The organism is Flavobacterium sp. CF108 (genome assembly GCF_900129795.1).
Taxonomy (GTDB): Bacteria; Bacteroidota; Bacteroidia; order Flavobacteriales; family Flavobacteriaceae; genus Flavobacterium.
Genome location: NZ_FQWW01000002.1, coordinates 59,292 through 77,652, shown reverse-complemented (window position 1 = coordinate 77,652; position 18,361 = coordinate 59,292). Strand labels below are relative to the sequence as shown.

The 18,361-nt window shown below is 32.9% G+C and carries 22 protein-coding genes; 9 read left to right on the top strand and 13 right to left on the bottom strand.

All coding sequences use genetic code 11. The features are described from left to right. The first annotated feature begins 33 nt into the window (after positions 1-33). Positions 34-351, top strand: coding sequence for an MmcQ/YjbR family DNA-binding protein (locus BUE10_RS05720; RefSeq protein WP_073483188.1), 318 nt, complete (start codon positions 34-36; stop codon positions 349-351). A gap of 46 nt (positions 352-397) precedes the next feature. Here BUE10_RS05720 and BUE10_RS05715 read toward each other — a convergent pair whose 3' ends face one another. The 8 genes from BUE10_RS05715 to ahcY form a co-directional block, all read right to left on the bottom strand. Continuing rightward, positions 398-1,006: an alpha-ketoglutarate-dependent dioxygenase AlkB family protein gene (locus tag BUE10_RS05715; protein WP_073483186.1), complete on the bottom strand. Its 609-nt coding sequence runs from the start codon at positions 1,004-1,006 to the stop codon at positions 398-400. Next, the gene (locus tag BUE10_RS05710; RefSeq protein ID WP_073483185.1) at positions 993-1,238 is read right to left on the bottom strand and encodes an Ada metal-binding domain-containing protein; all 246 of its coding nucleotides are present in this window, start codon (positions 1,236-1,238) and stop codon (positions 993-995) included. The genes BUE10_RS05715 and BUE10_RS05710 overlap by 14 nt, the downstream gene beginning before the upstream one ends. A gap of 247 nt (positions 1,239-1,485) precedes the next feature. Continuing rightward, the gene (locus BUE10_RS05705; RefSeq protein WP_073483183.1) at positions 1,486-2,199 is read right to left on the bottom strand and encodes a 2OG-Fe(II) oxygenase; all 714 of its coding nucleotides are present in this window, start codon (positions 2,197-2,199) and stop codon (positions 1,486-1,488) included. Between the two features lie 165 nt (positions 2,200-2,364). Further along, the gene (locus BUE10_RS05700) at positions 2,365-3,213 is read right to left on the bottom strand and encodes a bifunctional helix-turn-helix domain-containing protein/methylated-DNA--[protein]-cysteine S-methyltransferase (RefSeq protein WP_073484164.1); all 849 of its coding nucleotides are present in this window, start codon (positions 3,211-3,213) and stop codon (positions 2,365-2,367) included. Between the two features lie 219 nt (positions 3,214-3,432). Continuing rightward, positions 3,433-3,765 carry a DMT family transporter gene (locus BUE10_RS05695; RefSeq protein ID WP_073483181.1) on the bottom strand — a complete coding sequence of 111 codons (333 nt, stop codon included), beginning with the start codon at positions 3,763-3,765 and terminating at the stop codon, positions 3,433-3,435. A 47-nt stretch (positions 3,766-3,812) separates the two neighbouring features. Continuing rightward, a complete protein-coding gene (locus BUE10_RS05690) occupies positions 3,813-4,895 on the bottom strand; it encodes a hypothetical protein (protein WP_073483179.1) in 1,083 nt (360 codons plus the stop codon). Between the two features lie 9 nt (positions 4,896-4,904). Beyond that, positions 4,905-5,189 (bottom strand): hypothetical protein, encoded by a 285-nt coding sequence (locus BUE10_RS05685; protein WP_073483177.1) that lies wholly within the window; start codon positions 5,187-5,189, stop codon positions 4,905-4,907. Between the two features lie 163 nt (positions 5,190-5,352). Next, the gene (ahcY, locus tag BUE10_RS05680; RefSeq protein ID WP_073483175.1) at positions 5,353-6,669 is read right to left on the bottom strand and encodes an adenosylhomocysteinase; all 1,317 of its coding nucleotides are present in this window, start codon (positions 6,667-6,669) and stop codon (positions 5,353-5,355) included. 252 nt (positions 6,670-6,921) lie between these two features. Between ahcY and BUE10_RS05675 the strand changes: the two genes are divergently transcribed. Next, the gene (locus BUE10_RS05675; protein WP_073483172.1) at positions 6,922-7,572 is read left to right on the top strand and encodes a 4'-phosphopantetheinyl transferase family protein; all 651 of its coding nucleotides are present in this window, start codon (positions 6,922-6,924) and stop codon (positions 7,570-7,572) included. An 84-nt stretch (positions 7,573-7,656) separates the two neighbouring features. On the opposite strand, the gene BUE10_RS05670 is transcribed toward BUE10_RS05675, so the two are convergent. The 3 genes from BUE10_RS05670 to BUE10_RS05660 form a co-directional block, all read right to left on the bottom strand. Continuing rightward, positions 7,657-8,055, bottom strand: a complete 399-nt coding sequence (locus BUE10_RS05670; RefSeq protein ID WP_073483169.1) for a group III truncated hemoglobin — start codon at positions 8,053-8,055, stop codon at positions 7,657-7,659. Then, the gene (locus BUE10_RS05665; protein WP_053472600.1) at positions 8,052-8,339 is read right to left on the bottom strand and encodes a hypothetical protein; all 288 of its coding nucleotides are present in this window, start codon (positions 8,337-8,339) and stop codon (positions 8,052-8,054) included. Before BUE10_RS05665 ends, BUE10_RS05670 begins: the two co-directional genes overlap by 4 nt. 81 nt (positions 8,340-8,420) lie before the next feature. After that, positions 8,421-9,017 carry a Crp/Fnr family transcriptional regulator gene (locus BUE10_RS05660; protein ID WP_073483167.1) on the bottom strand — a complete coding sequence of 199 codons (597 nt, stop codon included), beginning with the start codon at positions 9,015-9,017 and terminating at the stop codon, positions 8,421-8,423. Between the two features lie 94 nt (positions 9,018-9,111). On the opposite strand from BUE10_RS05660, the gene BUE10_RS05655 reads away from it, so the two are divergent. From BUE10_RS05655 to BUE10_RS05635, 5 genes are all read left to right on the top strand, one after another. Then, entirely contained in the window at positions 9,112-9,840 is a 729-nt protein-coding gene (locus BUE10_RS05655) for a phosphoglycerol geranylgeranyltransferase (RefSeq protein WP_073483165.1), read from the top strand. 31 nt (positions 9,841-9,871) lie between these two features. Next, a complete protein-coding gene (gene pnuC, locus BUE10_RS05650) occupies positions 9,872-10,492 on the top strand; it encodes a nicotinamide riboside transporter PnuC (protein ID WP_073483163.1) in 621 nt (206 codons plus the stop codon). Next, positions 10,456-12,570 carry a DUF4301 family protein gene (locus tag BUE10_RS05645; protein ID WP_073483160.1) on the top strand — a complete coding sequence of 705 codons (2,115 nt, stop codon included), beginning with the start codon at positions 10,456-10,458 and terminating at the stop codon, positions 12,568-12,570. Before pnuC ends, BUE10_RS05645 begins: the two co-directional genes overlap by 37 nt. Further along, a complete protein-coding gene (arfB, locus tag BUE10_RS05640) occupies positions 12,570-12,974 on the top strand; it encodes an alternative ribosome rescue aminoacyl-tRNA hydrolase ArfB (protein ID WP_073483158.1) in 405 nt (134 codons plus the stop codon). The genes BUE10_RS05645 and arfB overlap by 1 nt, the downstream gene beginning before the upstream one ends. A gap of 311 nt (positions 12,975-13,285) precedes the next feature. After that, positions 13,286-15,436, top strand: a complete 2,151-nt coding sequence (locus BUE10_RS05635; RefSeq protein WP_073483155.1) for a TonB-dependent receptor — start codon at positions 13,286-13,288, stop codon at positions 15,434-15,436. A gap of 49 nt (positions 15,437-15,485) precedes the next feature. On the opposite strand, the gene BUE10_RS05630 is transcribed toward BUE10_RS05635, so the two are convergent. Continuing rightward, on the bottom strand, positions 15,486-15,899 hold the full coding sequence (locus BUE10_RS05630) for a Rieske (2Fe-2S) protein (RefSeq protein ID WP_073483154.1): 414 nt from the start codon (positions 15,897-15,899) through the stop codon (positions 15,486-15,488). A gap of 155 nt (positions 15,900-16,054) precedes the next feature. On the opposite strand from BUE10_RS05630, the gene greA reads away from it, so the two are divergent. Continuing rightward, positions 16,055-16,531, top strand: coding sequence for a transcription elongation factor GreA (gene greA / locus BUE10_RS05625; RefSeq protein WP_056208083.1), 477 nt, complete (start codon positions 16,055-16,057; stop codon positions 16,529-16,531). Positions 16,532-16,619: 88 nt separating this feature from the next. After that, entirely contained in the window at positions 16,620-17,009 is a 390-nt protein-coding gene (locus tag BUE10_RS05620) for an HIT family protein (RefSeq protein ID WP_073483152.1), read from the top strand. A 95-nt stretch (positions 17,010-17,104) separates the two neighbouring features. Here BUE10_RS05620 and BUE10_RS05615 read toward each other — a convergent pair whose 3' ends face one another. Further along, on the bottom strand, positions 17,105-18,259 hold the full coding sequence (locus tag BUE10_RS05615; RefSeq protein WP_073483151.1) for a sensor histidine kinase: 1,155 nt from the start codon (positions 18,257-18,259) through the stop codon (positions 17,105-17,107). Between the last annotated feature and the right edge of the window lie 102 nt (positions 18,260-18,361).

Below are 18,361 nucleotides of genomic sequence, written 5' to 3'. Positions count from 1 at the left end.
TAAAACCTGTCGGGTCTACTAAATCGATATGCGATGGTCAATATTGAAAAATTTAGAAAAGCAGCGTTATCCTTTGAAAATGCAGTTGAAGAACCACATTTTGAGAAAACCTCTTTTCGGGTAAACAAGAAAATATTTGCCACTTTTGATGAAAAAAACAATCGGACCGTTTTAAAATTAAACGAAATCGATCAATCTGTTTTTTGTGCGTCGAGTGAAATGATTTTTTATCCAATTCCAAATAAATGGGGAAAACAAGGCTGGACAATTGTAGAACTTTCGAAAGTCAGACCAGAAATGTTTGAAGATGCTTTAAAGCTTTCTTATCAAAATGTATCGAAAAAGAAATGACAAACCCGACAGGTTTTTAAAACCTGTCGGGTTTACTCAAATATTCTTATTCAACAATAGTTCTAAAAGTCAAATTTACTCTTGGTTTTTGAGTGGTTTTAGTTGGTGGTAAACGATGCAGCCAATGCGTCTGTGTTTCATCTTTCATAACCAATAAACTGCCATGTTGTAAAATCAAAGAAACCGTTTCTTTAGTTTCTTTATGTTTGAAAGCAAACTTGCGTTCAGCACCAAAACTTACAGAACCAATAGCGCCATTCTTTTTCAAATCTTTTTCAGCATCGCTGTGCCAGGCCATTCCTTCTTCTCCGGAATGATATAAGTTTAATAAGCAGGAATTAAAGGTTTCACCTGTTTTAGTTTCAATTATTTTCTTTAATTTTAATAATTCTTTCGTCCACGGAAGTGCTTTTTTTGTAGTATTCGAATACGTATATTCAAATTCCTGATCGCCGTACCAAGCCACTTTTCTTTTGGTCAAAATTAATTTTCCAAAGATTATAGCTTCATCATTTTTCCATTCAATTGTATTCAATAAAACATCCAAATAACGATTAGAATCTTCTCTCGAAAACAATTTTCCATAATAATTTACAGTTCCATCTTTTGGAAGTAAGTTCGTTGTTTCGTTTATTTCAGGATTAAATAAGTCCATTTTTCCAATTTAAATATTCGGGTTTCATACAATGTCCGCAAGGTCTGAAACTGTTTTGTTTTGCTTCATTTTCAGAAGAAAAGAAAACCCGGTTTTCACGTTTCATTCTTTTTCCCGAAGAACATTTCAGCGTTCCATAAATTTTTAGTTTCCGGTTGCCGCCGAAACAAATCTCCGTATTTTTAATTTTATTTCGAAGATTTGAATCTGAAATTTTATTGTGTTCAATCATAATTTTACCACATTTTATTCCGTAGAGACGCACAGCAGTGCGTCTACGCAAAGATTGTCGACATAGATTAATTACATGACGTTAGACGCACTGCCGTACGTCTCTATGGATATGTATGATGTTTTTTGCCACAGATTAAAGGATTAAAAATCTGTGAAATCTGCGTGAGAAATAGTCTTTCTTTTTTGATTCACGTTGCGTAGACGCACTGCTGTGCATCTCTACAGATATTTCATGTCTATAAATTTTACGATAACGCATCATGAAAAATAATTCCCAGCGTATATCTTTCGCCCGAATGAATTTCGCTAACCCCATGTTTCATATTTACACGATAATAACCTTTTGTGCCTTTTACAGGTCTGAAATTTGTTGTAAAAACCAAAATATCACCTTTTTTAGGTTTTAAAACAATAGCTTTTGACTGCGCTCTTGGCGTTTGCTGTGTCAATACAAATTCGCCTCCGGTAAAATCTTCATCAGGTTCAGAGAGAAAAAGCACAATTTGAATGGGAAAATAAACATCGCCGTATAAATCCTGATGTAAAGTATTGAAACCGCTTTCTCCATATTTTAAAATTAAAACCGTCGCTTTCAATTGATTATTATCATGGCATTGTTTTAATAGTTCTTCATGTTTATCAGGAAAAAGGGTATTGATATTCAAAGCTTTCATCCATGCATTTGCAATTGGAGCTAATTTAGGATAAATCGAGGAACGTATGTTTTGAATTAAATCGGGCAGGGGATAATTGAAATATTTGTATTCGCCCAAACCAAACCGATAACGTTCCATAATGACCGTTTTTCGATACAAATTTGGATTATCATAATCGAATTTTAAATCTTCACATTGTTCGTTATTGAGTACATTCGGAATAATAGTAAAGCCATTTTCGTGCATAGATTCGGTGATGCTTTCCCAATTTTGAGAAGCAATTTTTGATTGTATAGTTTGCATAAATAATTTAATAGGATTAATTTTTACATGCAGAATAATTTACACAAAGCATATATGTAGAGACGCACAGCAGTGCGTCTACGCAAAGATTGTCGACAAAGATCGTCGTGAATATAAAACGTTAGACGCACTGCTGTGCGTCTCTACACATATATTGTGCGTAAATTATAAATTTGTATTTACCTGCGCGCCTTCCCAGCCAATTATTGCCGTTTTTCGGGTATTTCCCCACATATAACCGCCAAAGATTCCCGAAGATTGAATGACGCGGTGACACGGAATTAAAAATGCAACAGGATTACTGCCAATTGCAGTTCCAACAGCGCGGGAAGCATTTGGTTTTTGAATTTGATGTGCAATAGTTCCATAAGTAGAAAGCTGTCCCATCGGAATTTTTAATAAAGTCTCCCAAACCTTCAGTTGAAAATCGGTTCCTTTTAAATGCAGTTTTATTTCAGATAATTTACTCCAGTCATTTTGGAAAATGAAAAGTGCATTTTGCTGTGCTAAATCAAGTTTTCTGGTAAAAGCGGCATTAGGAAATTTATTCTTTAAATCATTAAATCCGATAGCTTCATCTTCGGCGAAAGCCATAAAACAAACACCTTTTTGAGTTGAAGCCACAATAATATTCCCAAACGGACTTTCGGCAAAACTGTAATTTATTTCCAGATTTTTTCCGCCGTTTTTATATTCGGCAGGCGTCATTCCTTCAATATTTACAAATAAATCATGAAGTCGGCTAGTGCCCGAAAGCCCGGTTTCGAATGCAGTTTCAGAAATCGTTGCCTGATTTTCTTTGAGTAATTTTTTGGCGTGTTCCAAACTGGTATACTGCAAAAACTTCTTCGGACTTGTTCCTGCCCAATCGCTGAAAAGCCTCTGAAAGTGAAACGGACTCAAATGCACTTTCTCTGCAACTTCATCAAGATTTGGCTGCTCTTTAAAATTTGCTTTGATATAATCGATGGCATCTGCAATACGATTATAATTGATGTTTTCCTGTGTGTTCATTTTCATTCAATTTTATAAGGCAAATATCGATTGGTTTTTGCAGGTATAAAATCCGAAACTTGCTGAGTTTTTTGCCGCAAAGACACAAAGTCGCTAAGTTTTTCTTTACAATATTGTCATCCTGAGCGAAGTCGAAGGAACGCAAAGTAAATCGGCAAAGATTGATATAAACTTAAAAAATAAAAACTTTGTGTCTTAGCGACTTCGTGGCATTATGTCTCAATGTGCCGTAGTTTTCGAAAAAACATTAATAACCACAACACCAATTATAATTAAACTCAATCCAATTATCGCAGGTAAATCTGGAATTTCCTTAAAGAAAACAGCGCCAATGATTGTAATTAAAACAATTCCAACTCCAGACCAAATAGCATAAGCAAAACCAACCGGAATTGTTCTGATCGCAAAACTTAAAAAATAAAACGCAGCAAAATAGCCAACAACGGTTATAATACTTGGTAAAAACTGTGTAAACTGCTCAGACTTTTTTAATGCCGAAGTTGCAATGATTTCGAAGATAATGGCAATAAATAAAAATAAAAAATTCTTCATGATTCCGGTTTTTTACAAAGTTAAGCTTTGTATGAAAGGAGAAAGAATTATTTAAGATTATCTTTTCTTGATGAAACACTGATTAATTTATACCCATTTTCAGTTCTTAGAAATTCAAGATGATCTTGTCGGCGTTCAGTTTTATTTTTTGGATTGATCACGATATTTTTAACTGGATATATCCAATCTTTAGATTCATTGCAATTGTTGAAGTATATTTCGTATTCGCTTGATTCAAAAATAAACTGATTTAACCCGTCAGTAGAAACAAAGTAATCTGTTTTTGGATTTTTGAGTTCCTGAAGTTTTGATTTTAAGTAAGTGTAATTTTGATCAATAAATTTTGTTTTAGACTCGTTTATCCAGCCCATTGGTTCTTTCCAATAGGTGATTTTATCGAAAGAATGTTTTAATAAATTGGCTTTGGATAAATCAGAAAACAAAATGTTTTTGAGCCATGCTTTAAATTCTTTATTAAAACTTATAAACGAATAATACTGGCCATCAACACCAAGGAAATTTTCTCTTGTTTCATCTTTGCTATTTTCTTTTGATCTTTCCAGAGAATAAAAATTCAGATCATCATTATAAGGAAAATTTTCAATTAAGATTTTATTGTTGGTATCAATAAGGAATTCTTTTCCGCCAGTCCAGAAAAAATGTTCCCCATCCATTTCTTTTTTAGCATCTTTTAGTCCTATAAACATTCCGTTTTTGACTTTAGTTAAATTGCTGTATTCTGCAGGAATTACAATTTTTCCTTCTCCATTAAACATTCCCATTTTATCAGTTTTACGATCAGTAAATCTTATAAAACCTTCATTTTCACAATCGGGACCATTGTCAAAGCTATATAAACTGTCACGACCGACTATTTTTCCTGTTTTGGTCAAATAATAACTTTCCCATTTTTGATCTTTTTCTTCACTAACGGCAATGATGCTTTCAAATTTACGCGCAGTAGTAAAACCAGTAGTGAATTTTGGTTCTATTTTGACAATGCCATTTTTATCTTTAAATCCGATAAGCGTACTGTCTTTGTTCCAAAATGAAAACCAGATATCGTTATTTTGAGCGAATGCTGTAAAATTTAGAACGAGAAATATATAAAGTACAATACTCTTTTTCATGAAATTTATTTATCGAAGATGAATTTCTGCTTCATTATTTTTTGCTTCGTCAAAGCAATCAATACATAACATTTTAAAATCAGCTTTGGCTTGAAAGATATCTGTCCATTCTTCATTATTATCAAGAAGCCATTGTTCGCATTCTCCGCACCATGCAATTTGCGGAAGATCCTCTTCAGCCTCTGAATAGAAGAAACCTACTTTTTCTTTTGAGTCTATTGCCGTTGCGATGTGAATACAGCCAAAAGACATTTCTTTTGAACCATGTATATCACATAAAACTTTTTCGATCATATTTTTCTTTTCTTCTCTTAATTTTTTGATGGGCTTTGAGTATCAAATTTAAACTTAAAATTTCGGATTTTAAACAGAAAACCCGACAGGTTTTTAAAACCTGTCGGGTTTGAATATGTAATTAAAGAAATCTAAAATCAGAAATCTTCAATCTAAAATTGATTTAGTATCTGTAGTATTCTGGCTTGAATGGACCTTCAACTGGAACACCAATATAAGCTGCTTGATCGTCACGTAAAACTTCAAGTTCAACGCCTAATTTAGCTAAGTGCAAAGCAGCAACTTTTTCATCTAAATGTTTAGGTAACATATAAACGTCATTGTTGTAAGCAGCACTGTTTTTCCATAATTCAATTTGAGCTAAAGTTTGGTTTGTAAATGAGTTACTCATTACAAAACTTGGGTGACCTGTAGCACAACCAAGGTTTACTAAACGACCTTCAGCAAGAATGATGATATCTTTTCCAGCGATAGTATATTTGTCAACCTGAGGTTTGATTTCGATTTTTGATGCACCGTGGTTTTTGTTTAACCAAGCCATATCAATTTCGTTATCAAAGTGTCCAATGTTACAAACAACAGTTTTGTCTTTCATTTGCTCGAAATGAGATCCAAGAACGATATCTTTATTTCCAGTAGTTGTAATGATGATATCAGCATTAGCAATTACAGTGTTTAATTTTTTAACTTCATAACCGTCCATTGCAGCTTGTAAAGCACAAATTGGATCGATTTCAGTAACAGTTACAATAGAACCAGCACCTCTAAAAGAAGCAGCAGTTCCTTTTCCAACATCACCATATCCACAAACGATTACTCTTTTTCCAGCTAACATTAAGTCAGTTGCACGACGTACAGCATCTACAGCAGATTCTTTACATCCGTATTTGTTATCAAATTTAGATTTAGTAACAGAGTCGTTAATGTTGATTGCAGGCATTGGTAAAGTTCCAGCTTTTACTCTTTCATAAAGTCTGTGAACACCAGTTGTAGTTTCTTCAGAAAGACCTTTAATTCCAGGAACCAATTCTGGGAAACGATCAATAACCATATTAGTTAAATCTCCACCATCATCAAGAATCATGTTCAATGGTTTTCTGTCTTCACCAAAGAATAAAGTTTGCTCAATACACCAGTCAAATGATTTTTCGTCAAGACCTTTCCAAGCATAAACTTGAATTCCCGCAGCAGCAATAGCAGCAGCAGCCTGATCCTGAGTAGAGAAAATGTTACAAGAAGACCAAGTAACTTCAGCACCAAGAGCAATTAAAGTTTCGATCAAAACTGCAGTTTGAATCGTCATGTGTAAACATCCAGCAATACGAGCACCTTTAAGAGGTTGTTCGTCTTTGTATTCAGCACGAAGCGCCATTAAACCTGGCATTTCAGCCTCAGCTAGTTCAATTTCTTTTCTTCCCCAAGCCGCTAGAGAAATGTCTTTTACTTTGAAAGCCACAAAAGGCGTAGTTGTAGTACTCATTTATAGTATATTTGTATAATTGTAAAATTTTTGCAAATTTACGGAATACCTTTTTATTTTTACTACTTTCTGTAAGATTTGTGAAATCTTTAAATTCTTAATCTTTAGAAAGTTACTTTGAGAATTATTTTTCACCATATAAAGGATATAAGTTCATTTAACAACAATCTTAGATACAGATTGTCTCAAAGAGCTAAATTTCAAAGAATATAATTTACAATTAACCATTCATAATTTATAATTAAAAGAGAAATGCCTTTATTTCAGACCATACAGTTTAACGAGACGACTAAAATCTTAATTTGGGAAATAACGGAATCCTTAGAGGAGTTATTGAGCAAAGTTGTGTTGAAAGAAAAAACACAAAAGAGACTGGATGGAATGAAATCGCAAATGCATCAGCGTGCTTTTTTAAGTGTTCGTATGCTGATTCAGGAAATGGGCTTTACAGATAAGGATTTACATTATGACGAATTCGGTAAACCTTATTTCGATTGTCATAATTATATTTCAATAACACATTCGTATCATTTTGCGGCCATAATTATAAGTCATGAAACCGTGGGAATTGACATGGAATTACAGCGTGAAAAAATCCTTAGAATTGCTGATAAATTTGTCGACACTGAATTTGAATACTTAAATCCAAATATTTTAGGAGACTACGTTAAAAAACTTACTGTAATCTGGGGTGCAAAAGAAGCAATCTTTAAAATTAGAAACGAAAAAGGGATTAGTTTTAAAGATCACATCAAAGTTGACAATTTCTCTTTAAATGAATCTCAAGTACAGGCAAGCCTTCATTTTGACGATTTAATAAAAGATTTTGATGTGCATTACAAAGAAATCAAATCAGATAATTTTGAAGGGAATTTTACTTTGGTTTATGCTTTTGAAAAATAATCCCAAAGCTTGGTCATTGCGAGGAACGAAGCAATCTCACTATGATTGATTTAGCAAATGAGATTGCTTCGTTCCTCGCAATGACTAAACTTCACTTTCTTTTTTTCGATGCTCAAACATACTCACGTATAAAAAAGTGCTCATTTTACGAGCGCGTCTTTTTAATGTTTCTACATTTTCGCCTTCAAAATGTTCGTCTAATGTCTGAGCCCAGTGATTAAGCCAGATTCCGAATTCATTTGCCGTAATTTTATCACCAAAATGTGAATCAACTTCATTGTGAACAGCATGCGGATTTCCTTTGTATTTTCTTACGGCAAACAAATTAGTTTCCCAAAAATCAGTCAGTTTTTCCAAGTGCACATCCCAATCCTTTATAATCATATTAAAATAAAAGCCGATTTCTTTATCGGCTCTTATTTTAGCATAGAACTGATGAACTAAAAAAGAAATATCGGCTCTATTTTCTATTTGCTTTTTCACAGAATAAAGGTATTTAAAAGAATAAACAATACACTTAAAAATGTACTCAAAATTAAAAGGTTAAAAACAACCTTGTGTTTCATTTGTGCCAAAATTGAAGTGTTTACAAAGATACAAGCCAATACAATAATGGCCAATTGAATCATTTGACCAATAGAAGTTCCGTGAGAAAGAATATACATTGCTGCAGCCGCACCTAAACAGCTTTGGCCAATTACAGCCATTGTTGCAGAACCAATATAATTTTTATTGAAATTTTCGAATGTTGTTTGATATAGTGTCATGATATTGAGATTTTTACACTACAAAGGTACATGCACTCTACCGCTGCGTTTTATGATTAAAATCATAAAACAGGAATTATTTTATCGGTATACTTTTCGGTTAATAATCTTCAATTCGCCTTTTTTTTCCAAAGCTTTAATAGCTCTAATAACGGTTTCAACACGTAAACCTGTTAAGTCGCCAATTTGCTGTCTGGTAAAATTTATTAAATAGCCGTTCGCATCTTTTTTAAAATTGAAATAAGCGATTCCGTGATCAATTAGTTTTAATACACGATGTTCAGGTTCGTGTGTAGAAATTTCGGCAGCCATAACCGATTTATAATACAAACGCTGCGCGAGATTTTCGATTATTTTAATGCTTATTGCAGGGTTTTCTTCCAGCAGTTTCAAAAAGGTTGATTTAGGAAGCAGCAAAATCTGACTGTCTTCAACCGCAATAGAATTGGCAGGATATTTTTGGTTTAAAAATAAAGGAGGTTCTCCAAAAGATTGATCTTTATAAAAAATGCCCTGAATAAATTCGCGTCCGTCATCATTGTAATTACTCATTTTAATTTCGCCCGAAATTATCTGATAATAATGCGTTGGCAGATTTCCTTCTTCAAAAATGATTTCACTTTTTTCAAAAGACTTTTTCAAGGCGCCATATTTTTCTAATAATTCAGTTGCGATCATATTTGTTTCCTTTGGATGTTAACAGAGACTTTACAAATATAATTCATTCAAAATAGTTCTTCTACGTTAAAAACTTTTTACTTTTACTGCCGTTATGGAGCAAAAAATACGCACGATTCACCAACAAATTTTAGATGCTAAGAAAAACAGGCAAAAACTATTGGCCATTCTTCTGGATCCTGATAAAATTGTTTGGGAAAATTTAGACCATCTATTACTTAAAATAAACCAATCTCCTGCAACACATATTTTTGTGGGCGGAAGTATTGTTCAAAGTACCATTTTAGAAGATTTAATTACACAGTTAAAACAAAAGACAAATCTGCCTGTTATAATTTTTCCGGGTGATCCGTCGCAGATTTCTCCGCAAGCCGATGCTATATTGTTTCTTTCTCTATTATCGGGTCGAAATCCGGATTATTTAATTGAATATCAGGTTCAAGCAGCGCCAATTCTCAAAAAAACAAAGCTTGAAGTTATCTCAACAGGATATATTTTAATCGAAAGCGGCAATGAAACCGCAGTTGCCCGCGTTAGTAAAACAGAACCACTTAACCGCGAAAATTTTGATTTGGCTTTAGCAACAGCTCAGGCTGGCGAAATGCTCGGAAACAAATTAATTTATTTAGAAGCAGGAAGCGGAGCAAAAAAAGCGGTGCCGCTGGAAATGATCTCATTAATTGCTCAAAACATAGAAATTCCTGTAATTGTTGGAGGAGGAATTGTAGATTTGCACGGAATTAAAAAGGCATATAATGCTGGTGCAGATTTAGTAGTTATTGGAACTGCTTTTGAAAACGACAGTCATTTTTTTGATTCATAAATAAAATTTAACAGCCACAAATACCACAAAAATGATTGACTTTTTTCTTGATAGTTATAAAAATGCTCCATTATGGCATATTGCTTTGGAGTTTTTGGTCTTTGTTTTTGGAATTTTAAGTGTTTGGTTTGCTAAAAAAGAAAACATCTGGGTTTACCCAACTGGTTTAATTGCCACCGTAATTTCAGTATATCTTTTATATGTCGCCGGTTATATTGGTGATATGATTATCAATGCCTATTTCTCGATTATGAGCATTTATGGCTGGTATGTTTGGGCAAAAGGCGGAACGGTTGAAGATAACCTGCCCATTACAAGAACAAATTTTAATGAAAAAATAATCGGGGTTTTATTGTTTTTCGTGACCATTTTCGTAGTTTTCGGGATTTATAAATATTTCGATTACGAAATACACAATGACAATTATGTCGATATGATATCGTCTGGGATATTTTTTGCGGGAATGTGGTATATGGCAAGGAAAAAAATCGAAAACTGGACACTTTGGATTATCGGTGATATTATTGTAGTGCCTCTTTATGCTTATCGCGGCTTAGGGATGCTGTCACTTCAGTATTTAATTTTTACAATTTTGGCTATTTCAGCTTATTTAGAATGGAAAAAGATCTTAGACAGCAAAAAACAACAATAATAAAAATTGCTTTATTTGGACCTGAAAGTACAGGTAAAACAACTTTAGCAAAACAGCTTGCAGATTATTATGAAACCGAATGGGTTCCGGAATTTGCACGCGATTATCTGCAGGAAAAATGGGAAGAAAATCAGCATATTTGTACTGCTGATGATATGATGCCTATTGCTTACGGGCAGACAGCATTAGAAAATGAAAAACTTGCTGCAGCAAATAAATACTTGTTTTGCGATACCAATTTAATGGTTACCAAAGTTTTTTCTGAAGTATATTATGGTTTTTGCGACCCACTTTTAAACGAAGCGGCACTAGAACATGAATATGATTTATTTTTCCTGACAGATATTGATGTTCCTTGGGAGAAAGATGATATTAGAGATACTCCGGAAGGAAGGGAAACCGTATTCTCTGTTTTTAAACAAGCTTTAATAAATACTAAAAAACCTTTTATAACACTTTCGGGCGATAAAGAAAGCCGTTTATCAAAAGCCAAAACGATTGTTGATGCTTTGGGAACTTTAAAAGAAAAAGGACTATCATCTGAAGATTTCGTTGAAATTTATAATCATGGTATCCCATTTGAAAATATTTTAAAACAATTAAAAATATTTAAGAAAGGAATAGCAAAAAGTAATCTGATTAGTCCGGCAACCGTAAACAATGGAATCTTAAGCTTGTCAGAAGCTGATTTTGAAAAAAAAGCTTCTTTTTTTGATGATCAGAAAGAAAAATTGAAAATTAAAAAGTTTGTTCCCGCATCTGGCGCTGCAACCAGAATGTTTAAGTTTTTAAGTGCTTTTTTGAATGATTTTGATATCGAAAAAGAAACGATAAACGCTTATCTAAACAGAAAAAAAGATAAAGAACTTGCCATTTTTATTATTGGAATGGATAAGTTTCCTTTTTTTGAAACAGTTCATGAAAAGCTTAAAGAAATTTATACTGATTTTGAAACTTTAGAAAGAGATTATAAAAATTATTACTTTATAAAATTGCTCTTGTCTCCTGATTATTATAATTCAGCAAATAAGCCAAAAGCAGTGTTGCCATTTCATTTATATAAAACGCACATTGCAAACCCAATAGAAGAACATTTGAATGAATGTGTACATTATGCGACATCAGAAAATGTTTCAAATCTGCATTTTACAGTTTCAGAAATACATCAGGATTTGTTTGAAAAATCGGTTGATGAGGTTAGAGAGAAAATAGAAAAGCCTTCAGGCATAAAAATTAATATTGGATATTCTTATCAAAATAAAAGTACAGATTCTATTAATGTTGATGCAAAAAATAAAATTATCAGAAACGCAGATGGCAATCTAATTTTTAGACCAGGCGGACACGGTGCTTTAATTGAGAATTTAAATAATCTTGATTCAGATATCATTTTTATTAAAAACATCGATAATGTAATTCAAAATCATATTGATCAAATAACATTATACAAAAAGGCATTAGGAGGTATATTAATTGCCGTACAGCAAAAGGTATTTGGATATTTAAAATCTATTGAAAAACAGCAAATAAGCGAAAATGATCTTCCTGAAATTGTGGAGTTTTTAATTCAAAAACTGAATGTTAAAATGACTAAAGATTTTAATAAATTCACTTTTGAAAATAAAATTGCAAAAATTAAAGACCTATTAGACAGACCTATTAGAGTTTGCGGAATGGTTCGTAATGAAGGAGAACCAGGCGGCGGGCCGTTTTGGGTGATGAATGAAAAAGGAGAAACTTCTTTGCAAATTGTAGAAACTTCTCAAGTTGATCTTGCTAATAAAAAACAACTTGAAATTTTAGAAGAAGCAACCCACTTTAATCCAGTTGATTTGGTTTGCGGAATTAAGAATTATAAAGGTGAAAAATTTGATCTGAAACAATTTGTAGATCAAAAATCAGGATTTATTGTCGAAAAAAGCGTTGAAGGAAAACCAGTAAAAAGCTATGAACTTCCGGGATTATGGAATGGTTCAATGGCAAATTGGTTAACCGTTTTTGTGGCAGTTCCTTTAATTACTTTTAATCCGGTGAAAACCGTAAACGATTTATTAAAACCGGCACACCAGCCACAATAATGGATAACGAGAAAATCATATCAGAGTTAAATTTTAAAGCCGTTAGAAGCAGTGGAGCGGGCGGACAAAATGTGAACAAGGTTTCTTCAAAAGTGGTTTTGTCTTTTGATTTAAATGCATCACAAGTTTTGTCTGAGGATGAAAAACTGCTTTTACAAACTAATATTGCTGCTCGTTTAACAACCGAAAATATCTTAATTTTAAATTGCGACGAAGACAGAAGCCAGCTTAAAAACAAAGAAATAGTTATAAAACGTTTTTTAGAAATTATTAAAAAAGGTTTGTTTGTACCCAAAGTTAGAAAAGCTACAAAGATTCCAAAATCGGTAATCAAAAAAAGGATTAAAGACAAAAAGAATATTTCTGAAATAAAACAATCAAGGAGAAAACCTAACTTGGAATAAAATTCCAATTTTTTAAATTGCTTCGCCTGTTCGCTATCGCTCGAGTCCAAATTCCAAAGAGACTAACTAAAAGTGAGTTTTTTGGGATTTGGAATTTCTTTTTTGGAGTTTTAAATATTTTAACACTAAATTTGCACTGTCTCAAAGGGGTGCTCTAAATAACGAGCTGAGATCATACCCAAAGAACCTGAGCGAGTAATGTTGCTAAGGGAAAAACGACAATTTCAGTGTGAATACGTTGTTTTGTCGTGAAACACATTTATTAATTTAACAAAAGAATAATTCCCCCTTTTATTCGTAATTCTTTACGAATGAAAACTATTTTTGAAGGTACTAAGGTATTAAGTTACAAAGGTTCTAAGTTGAACCAAAAATCTATTTTCTTTACTCTGTTCTCTATTTTCTTTGCTGTATTCTCTTTCGGACAGGAACAAGACTCAACTCAAGTAAATCAGCTTGATAATGTTTTAGTTTCAGCAGTTCGTGTTACGAGTAAAACTCCGGTTACGTTTAGTAATATGGATAAAAAGGAAATTAAATTTAGAAATCTTGGACAGGATATTCCCGTTTTAATGAATTATCTTCCATCTGTTGTTACAACTTCGGATGCAGGAGGAGGAATTGGTTACACCGGAATCCGTGTCCGCGGAAGCGATGCTACAAGGGTAAACGTGACTATTAACGGGATTCCATATAACGATGCAGAAAGCCAGGGAACTTTTTGGGTAAACATGCCCGATTTTGCTTCTTCTGTAGAAAGCTTGCAATTGCAGCGTGGAGTAGGAACTTCTACTAATGGTTCTGGAGCTTTTGGAGCAAGTTTGAATATGCTGACAGATAGTTATGCATCTAAACCAACTGGAGAAGTCTCAGGCTCGTTTGGAAGTTTTAATTCTCAAAAAGAAACAGTAAAATTCAGCACCGGTCTGTTAAATGATCATTTTGAATTGGCAGGACGTTTGTCCAGAATTAAATCTGATGGTTATGTTGACAGAGCGAGTTCTGACTTGAAATCTTATTTCTTGCAAGGAACTTATGTTGGAAAAACAACTTTAATCAAAGCTTTGGTTTTTGGCGGAACAGAAAAAACATACCAATCCTGGAACGGAATCGATGCTGCAACTTTAAATTCAGACCGTACTTTTAACTCTGCAGGAATGTATACAGATGAAGCAGGAAATGTGCGTTTTTATGACAATGAAACTGACAATTATAAACAAGATCATTATCAGTTACACTGGAGCGAATCTTTCTCTGATAAATGGAGTACTAATTTAGCTTTGCATTATACAAAAGGGCAGGGTTACTATGAAAATTATAAAGAAGATGCCGATATGGCTGATTATAATTTGAATCCTGTTGGAGCAATTACAACCACAGATTTGGTACGTCAAAAATGGTTAGATAATGATTTTTACGGCACTACATTTTCAGCAAAATATAAAGATGAAAAACTAGATGTTATTCTTGGTGGTGGCTGGAACAAATACGAAGGAGATCATTACGGAAAAGTAATCTGGGCAAGAAACGCTTCACAGTCAGAATTGGGAGATCATTATTATGATGATTTTTCTACAAAAACAGATGGAAATATCTTCGCAAAAGCAAATTATCAGTTTACAGAAAAATTAAGCTTTTATGGTGATTTGCAATATAGAAGAGTAGAATATAAAGCAGATAGTCCTGAAACTGGGTTAGTGGATGATACCTTTAATTTCTTTAATCCAAAAGCGGGTTTGAACTACGAAATCAATCAAAAAAGCACCCTGTATTTTTCATACGCGCGTGCGAATCGTGAACCAAACAGAACGGATTACGAAGGCGGAAATGTAAAACCGGAAAAACTAAATGATTTTGAATTAGGCTGGAGATTTAATTCAGAGAAATTTCAGTTGAATTCGAATTTCTACTACATGGGTTACAAAGACCAATTGATTTTAACCGGAAGATTAGACGACGTTGGAGCACCAATTCGTGCTAATACTGAAAAAAGCTACCGTTTAGGTTTTGAATTTGATGCGACAATTTCGCTTTCAGACAAATTTATTCTTAGACCAAATTTTACGCTTAGCAGTAATAAAAATGTGGATCTTGCAGTTGAAGGACAATATTACGGAACAACTAAAATTGCCTATTCTCCAGAAGTTATTGCAGGAAATATAATTGTGTACAGTCCAATTAAGAGTTTGCATATTTCGTTATTGCAAAAATATGTTGGCGAACAATACATGAATAATATCGAATTGCCAGAAGCTAAACTGGCTGATTATTTTGTAAACGATTTGAATGTTTCTTATGAAATAAAACCAAAGTCAATCTTTAAATCAATTACAATAACAGGTTTGGTAAATAATATTTTAGACAAAAAATATGTTTCAAACGGAGCCATGTGGGATATTTATCCCTATTACTATCCGCAGGCAGGAATCAATTTCTTAGCGGGATTAACATTGAAATTCTAAAAAATAAAAAAGCCTGCTAATCAATAAAAACTTTAGGCTTTTTTTATTTCTAGTTGTAAACGTGAATCACAGTTCCGGTTACCTGGACTTTATATTGTTTTAGCGGATATTCTTTTCCTCCAAGTCCGGTAAACAAACTGTAAGAAGTTTTATCACACGAACACACGGCATTTATACCATCAATTGTCATTGCAGCGCAAGAAGTTAATTCCTGATTTGGACATGCTGCATCAAATGCATTATAACCGCTTCCTGCGTTAAAAATAATAATTCCTTTTGCTCCGTAATTAGGAACAATAACAGCATTACTTACAAATTTAAGATTAGAATAAGCAGGCAGGTTCATGTCTACAGACAAATTAACGGTGTAATTAGGTATGTAAGGATTTTTATTACTGCGTTCGCTGTCGCTGCATGCGACAAGCACAGAAACGAAAAGAATTAAGAGCCAGATTTTTTTCATTATTTTAATAAGAATTAGTTAAACAAAAATAATTTATTTAGATTTGATTTTTATATGATTAACATATAATTATGTACTATTAAAAATAATAGTATATTTGTAATACAAAATCCCGTCCCGATGGGATTTTTTCTATTTATGTAAACGATGAAGTTATGAGTAAAGTATCTTATTATACCGCAGAGGGATTAAAAAAATTGAAAGATGAATTAGAGCATTTAAAAAGTGTAATGCGTCCTAAGGCATCTCAAGATATAGCAGAGGCAAGAGACAAAGGCGATTTATCTGAAAACGCCGAATATGATGCCGCAAAAGAAGCGCAGGGTTTATTAGAAATGAGAATTGCTAAATTAGAAGAAGTATATTCTAACGCAAGATTAATCGACGAATCACAATTAGATGTTTCGAAAGTTTTGGTGCTTTCTAATGTAAAAATTAAAAACCAAGGCAACGGAATGGAAATGAAATATACACTTGTTGCAGAAAGTGAAGCAGATTTAAAAACAGGAAAAATTTCTGTAACTTCTCCTATTGGAAAAGGTTTACTAGGAAAATCGGTTGGTGAAGTAGCTGAAATTACAGTACCAAACGGTGTTTTGAAATTTGAAATTCTGGAAATCTCAAGAGACTAAGTCATTGCGAGGAACGAAGCAATCCCACTATTAAGATTTTAAAAGTTCAATCAGTTAAACGATTAACCAAATAAACGAATAAACAAAAATGGCATCTATATTCACTAAAATAGTAAACGGAGAAATTCCTGCATATAAAATTGCTGAAGATGATAATTTTTTAGCTTTTTTAGATGTAAATCCAAATGCTAAAGGACACACACTTTGTATTCCGAAACAAGAAATCGATAAGATTTTTGATATGGATGACGAACTGTATTTAGGTTTGATGAAGTTTTCTAAAAAAGTTGCCGCTGCACTTGAAAAAACGGTTCCCTGCAAAAGAATCGGAATTGCAGTTGTAGGTTTAGAAGTTCCTCACGCACACGTACATTTGATTCCGCTAAACCATATGGATGAAATGCGTTTTCAAAATAAAGTTTCTCTTTCAAAAGATGAATTTGAAGCTTTAGCAAAAAATATTCAGGCAAATCTTTAAACGATAACTGTCAGACTGAGCGAAGTCGAAGTCTTGTCAATGCAAAAAAAAACACCAATTTAGAATATGAGTTGGTGTTTTTTTTATTTCTTTTTTTAAAGAGGATCAACTATTTTATAACTGATTTGAAAAGTAGTTCCTTTTCCAATTTCAGAATGTAAAACCTTAATATTTCCATTGTGATATTCTTCAACAATTCTTTTCGTTAAAGAAAGTCCTAATCCCCAGCCGCGTTTTTTTGTTGTAAAACCAGGTTCGAAAATAGTTTTGAATTGTTTTTTTTGAATTCCGCTTCCAGAATCTTTCACATTTATTTTTACATGATGAGAATCCTGCTCAATCGAAAGTTCTAAACTTCCTTTTCCTTTCATGGCATCAATCGCATTTTTGATCAGGTTTTCAATCGTCCAGCTGTGAAGCGTTGGATTAATTAAAGTAAAAATCAATTTTTCGGGAGCTTGATAAGAAAATGAAACTTGTTTAGAAAAACGAGATTGTAGATATTCGTAAGTATTTAAAGTTTCGCTGACAATATCATAAGGTTCCAAAACAGGAATAGAACCAATTTTAGAAAAACGATCCGTAATCGTTTGTAATCGATCAATATCTTTTTCTATTTCCAATGTTATAGATGGATCAATTTCTTCGGTTTTTAAAATCTCAACCCATCCAATTAAAGAGGAAAGCGGCGTTCCAATTTGATGTGCTGTTTCTTTTGCCATTCCCGCCCACAATTTGTTCTGTGTCGCCATTTTGGTGCTTTTGTAAAAATTATAAATTAAAGCAACAAATAAAAATATAATCAACAATAAGGCAATTGGATAATATTTTAGTTTATTGAGCAATTCTGAATTACCATAATACAAATGCTGATATTTTCCTGGAGCATATTCAAACGTTATGGGTTCATTTTCATTCTTTAAATTTTTCAGGAATTTTTTTAATTTTTTCTTGTCATTAAGAATATCGTCAGGAACGTTTTTTGAACTCACAACGTTACCATAAAGCATTACTACGGCAGGAATTGAAGTATTGTTGCTGAAAATTTGAAGCGGAAGATCTACATCGGTATTTTCGTCTGCATTAACAATTGTAATTTGCGCATTCGCAAAAAGGTTCATTTTCAAGCGTTCTTCATTTTTAAAAATCTGGAAAAAAGTATAAGTATTCCAAAGAATCAAAGTAATGATTGAAAAGGAAATAATAATGATGACCCAGCGAGTTGTATTTCTACTTTCAGAAAAACGCATAAATTAATTTTTGAGGTATAAATATAACGAAATTAACACATTTTATATTTTGCGGGGCTTTAAAAGTTTTTTTGGTTTTATCTTCAAAAACTATTTCCATGA

Coding starts and splice junctions, on each gene's coding strand:
- BUE10_RS05710 (WP_073483185.1), bottom strand. CDS start 1,238: ATGATTGAACACAATAAAATTTCAGATTCAAATCTTCGAAATAAAATT.
- BUE10_RS05685 (WP_073483177.1), bottom strand. CDS start 5,189: ATGATCGAAAAAGTTTTATGTGATATACATGGTTCAAAAGAAATGTCT.
- greA (WP_056208083.1), top strand. CDS start 16,055: ATGAGTAAAGTATCTTATTATACCGCAGAGGGATTAAAAAAATTGAAA.
- BUE10_RS05705 (WP_073483183.1), bottom strand. CDS start 2,199: ATGCAAACTATACAATCAAAAATTGCTTCTCAAAATTGGGAAAGCATC.
- BUE10_RS05700 (WP_073484164.1), bottom strand. CDS start 3,213: ATGAACACACAGGAAAACATCAATTATAATCGTATTGCAGATGCCATC.
- BUE10_RS05615 (WP_073483151.1), bottom strand. CDS start 18,259: ATGCGTTTTTCTGAAAGTAGAAATACAACTCGCTGGGTCATCATTATT.
- BUE10_RS05720 (WP_073483188.1), top strand. CDS start 34: ATGGTCAATATTGAAAAATTTAGAAAAGCAGCGTTATCCTTTGAAAAT.
- BUE10_RS05630 (WP_073483154.1), bottom strand. CDS start 15,899: ATGAAAAAAATCTGGCTCTTAATTCTTTTCGTTTCTGTGCTTGTCGCA.
- BUE10_RS05675 (WP_073483172.1), top strand. CDS start 6,922: ATGCCTTTATTTCAGACCATACAGTTTAACGAGACGACTAAAATCTTA.
- arfB (WP_073483158.1), top strand. CDS start 12,570: ATGGATAACGAGAAAATCATATCAGAGTTAAATTTTAAAGCCGTTAGA.
- pnuC (WP_073483163.1), top strand. CDS start 9,872: ATGATTGACTTTTTTCTTGATAGTTATAAAAATGCTCCATTATGGCAT.
- BUE10_RS05620 (WP_073483152.1), top strand. CDS start 16,620: ATGGCATCTATATTCACTAAAATAGTAAACGGAGAAATTCCTGCATAT.
- BUE10_RS05655 (WP_073483165.1), top strand. CDS start 9,112: ATGGAGCAAAAAATACGCACGATTCACCAACAAATTTTAGATGCTAAG.
- BUE10_RS05635 (WP_073483155.1), top strand. CDS start 13,286: ATGAAAACTATTTTTGAAGGTACTAAGGTATTAAGTTACAAAGGTTCT.
- BUE10_RS05665 (WP_053472600.1), bottom strand. CDS start 8,339: ATGACACTATATCAAACAACATTCGAAAATTTCAATAAAAATTATATT.
- BUE10_RS05660 (WP_073483167.1), bottom strand. CDS start 9,017: ATGATCGCAACTGAATTATTAGAAAAATATGGCGCCTTGAAAAAGTCT.
- BUE10_RS05690 (WP_073483179.1), bottom strand. CDS start 4,895: ATGAAAAAGAGTATTGTACTTTATATATTTCTCGTTCTAAATTTTACA.
- BUE10_RS05695 (WP_073483181.1), bottom strand. CDS start 3,765: ATGAAGAATTTTTTATTTTTATTTATTGCCATTATCTTCGAAATCATT.
- ahcY (WP_073483175.1), bottom strand. CDS start 6,669: ATGAGTACTACAACTACGCCTTTTGTGGCTTTCAAAGTAAAAGACATT.
- BUE10_RS05645 (WP_073483160.1), top strand. CDS start 10,456: ATGGAAAAAGATCTTAGACAGCAAAAAACAACAATAATAAAAATTGCT.
- BUE10_RS05715 (WP_073483186.1), bottom strand. CDS start 1,006: ATGGACTTATTTAATCCTGAAATAAACGAAACAACGAACTTACTTCCA.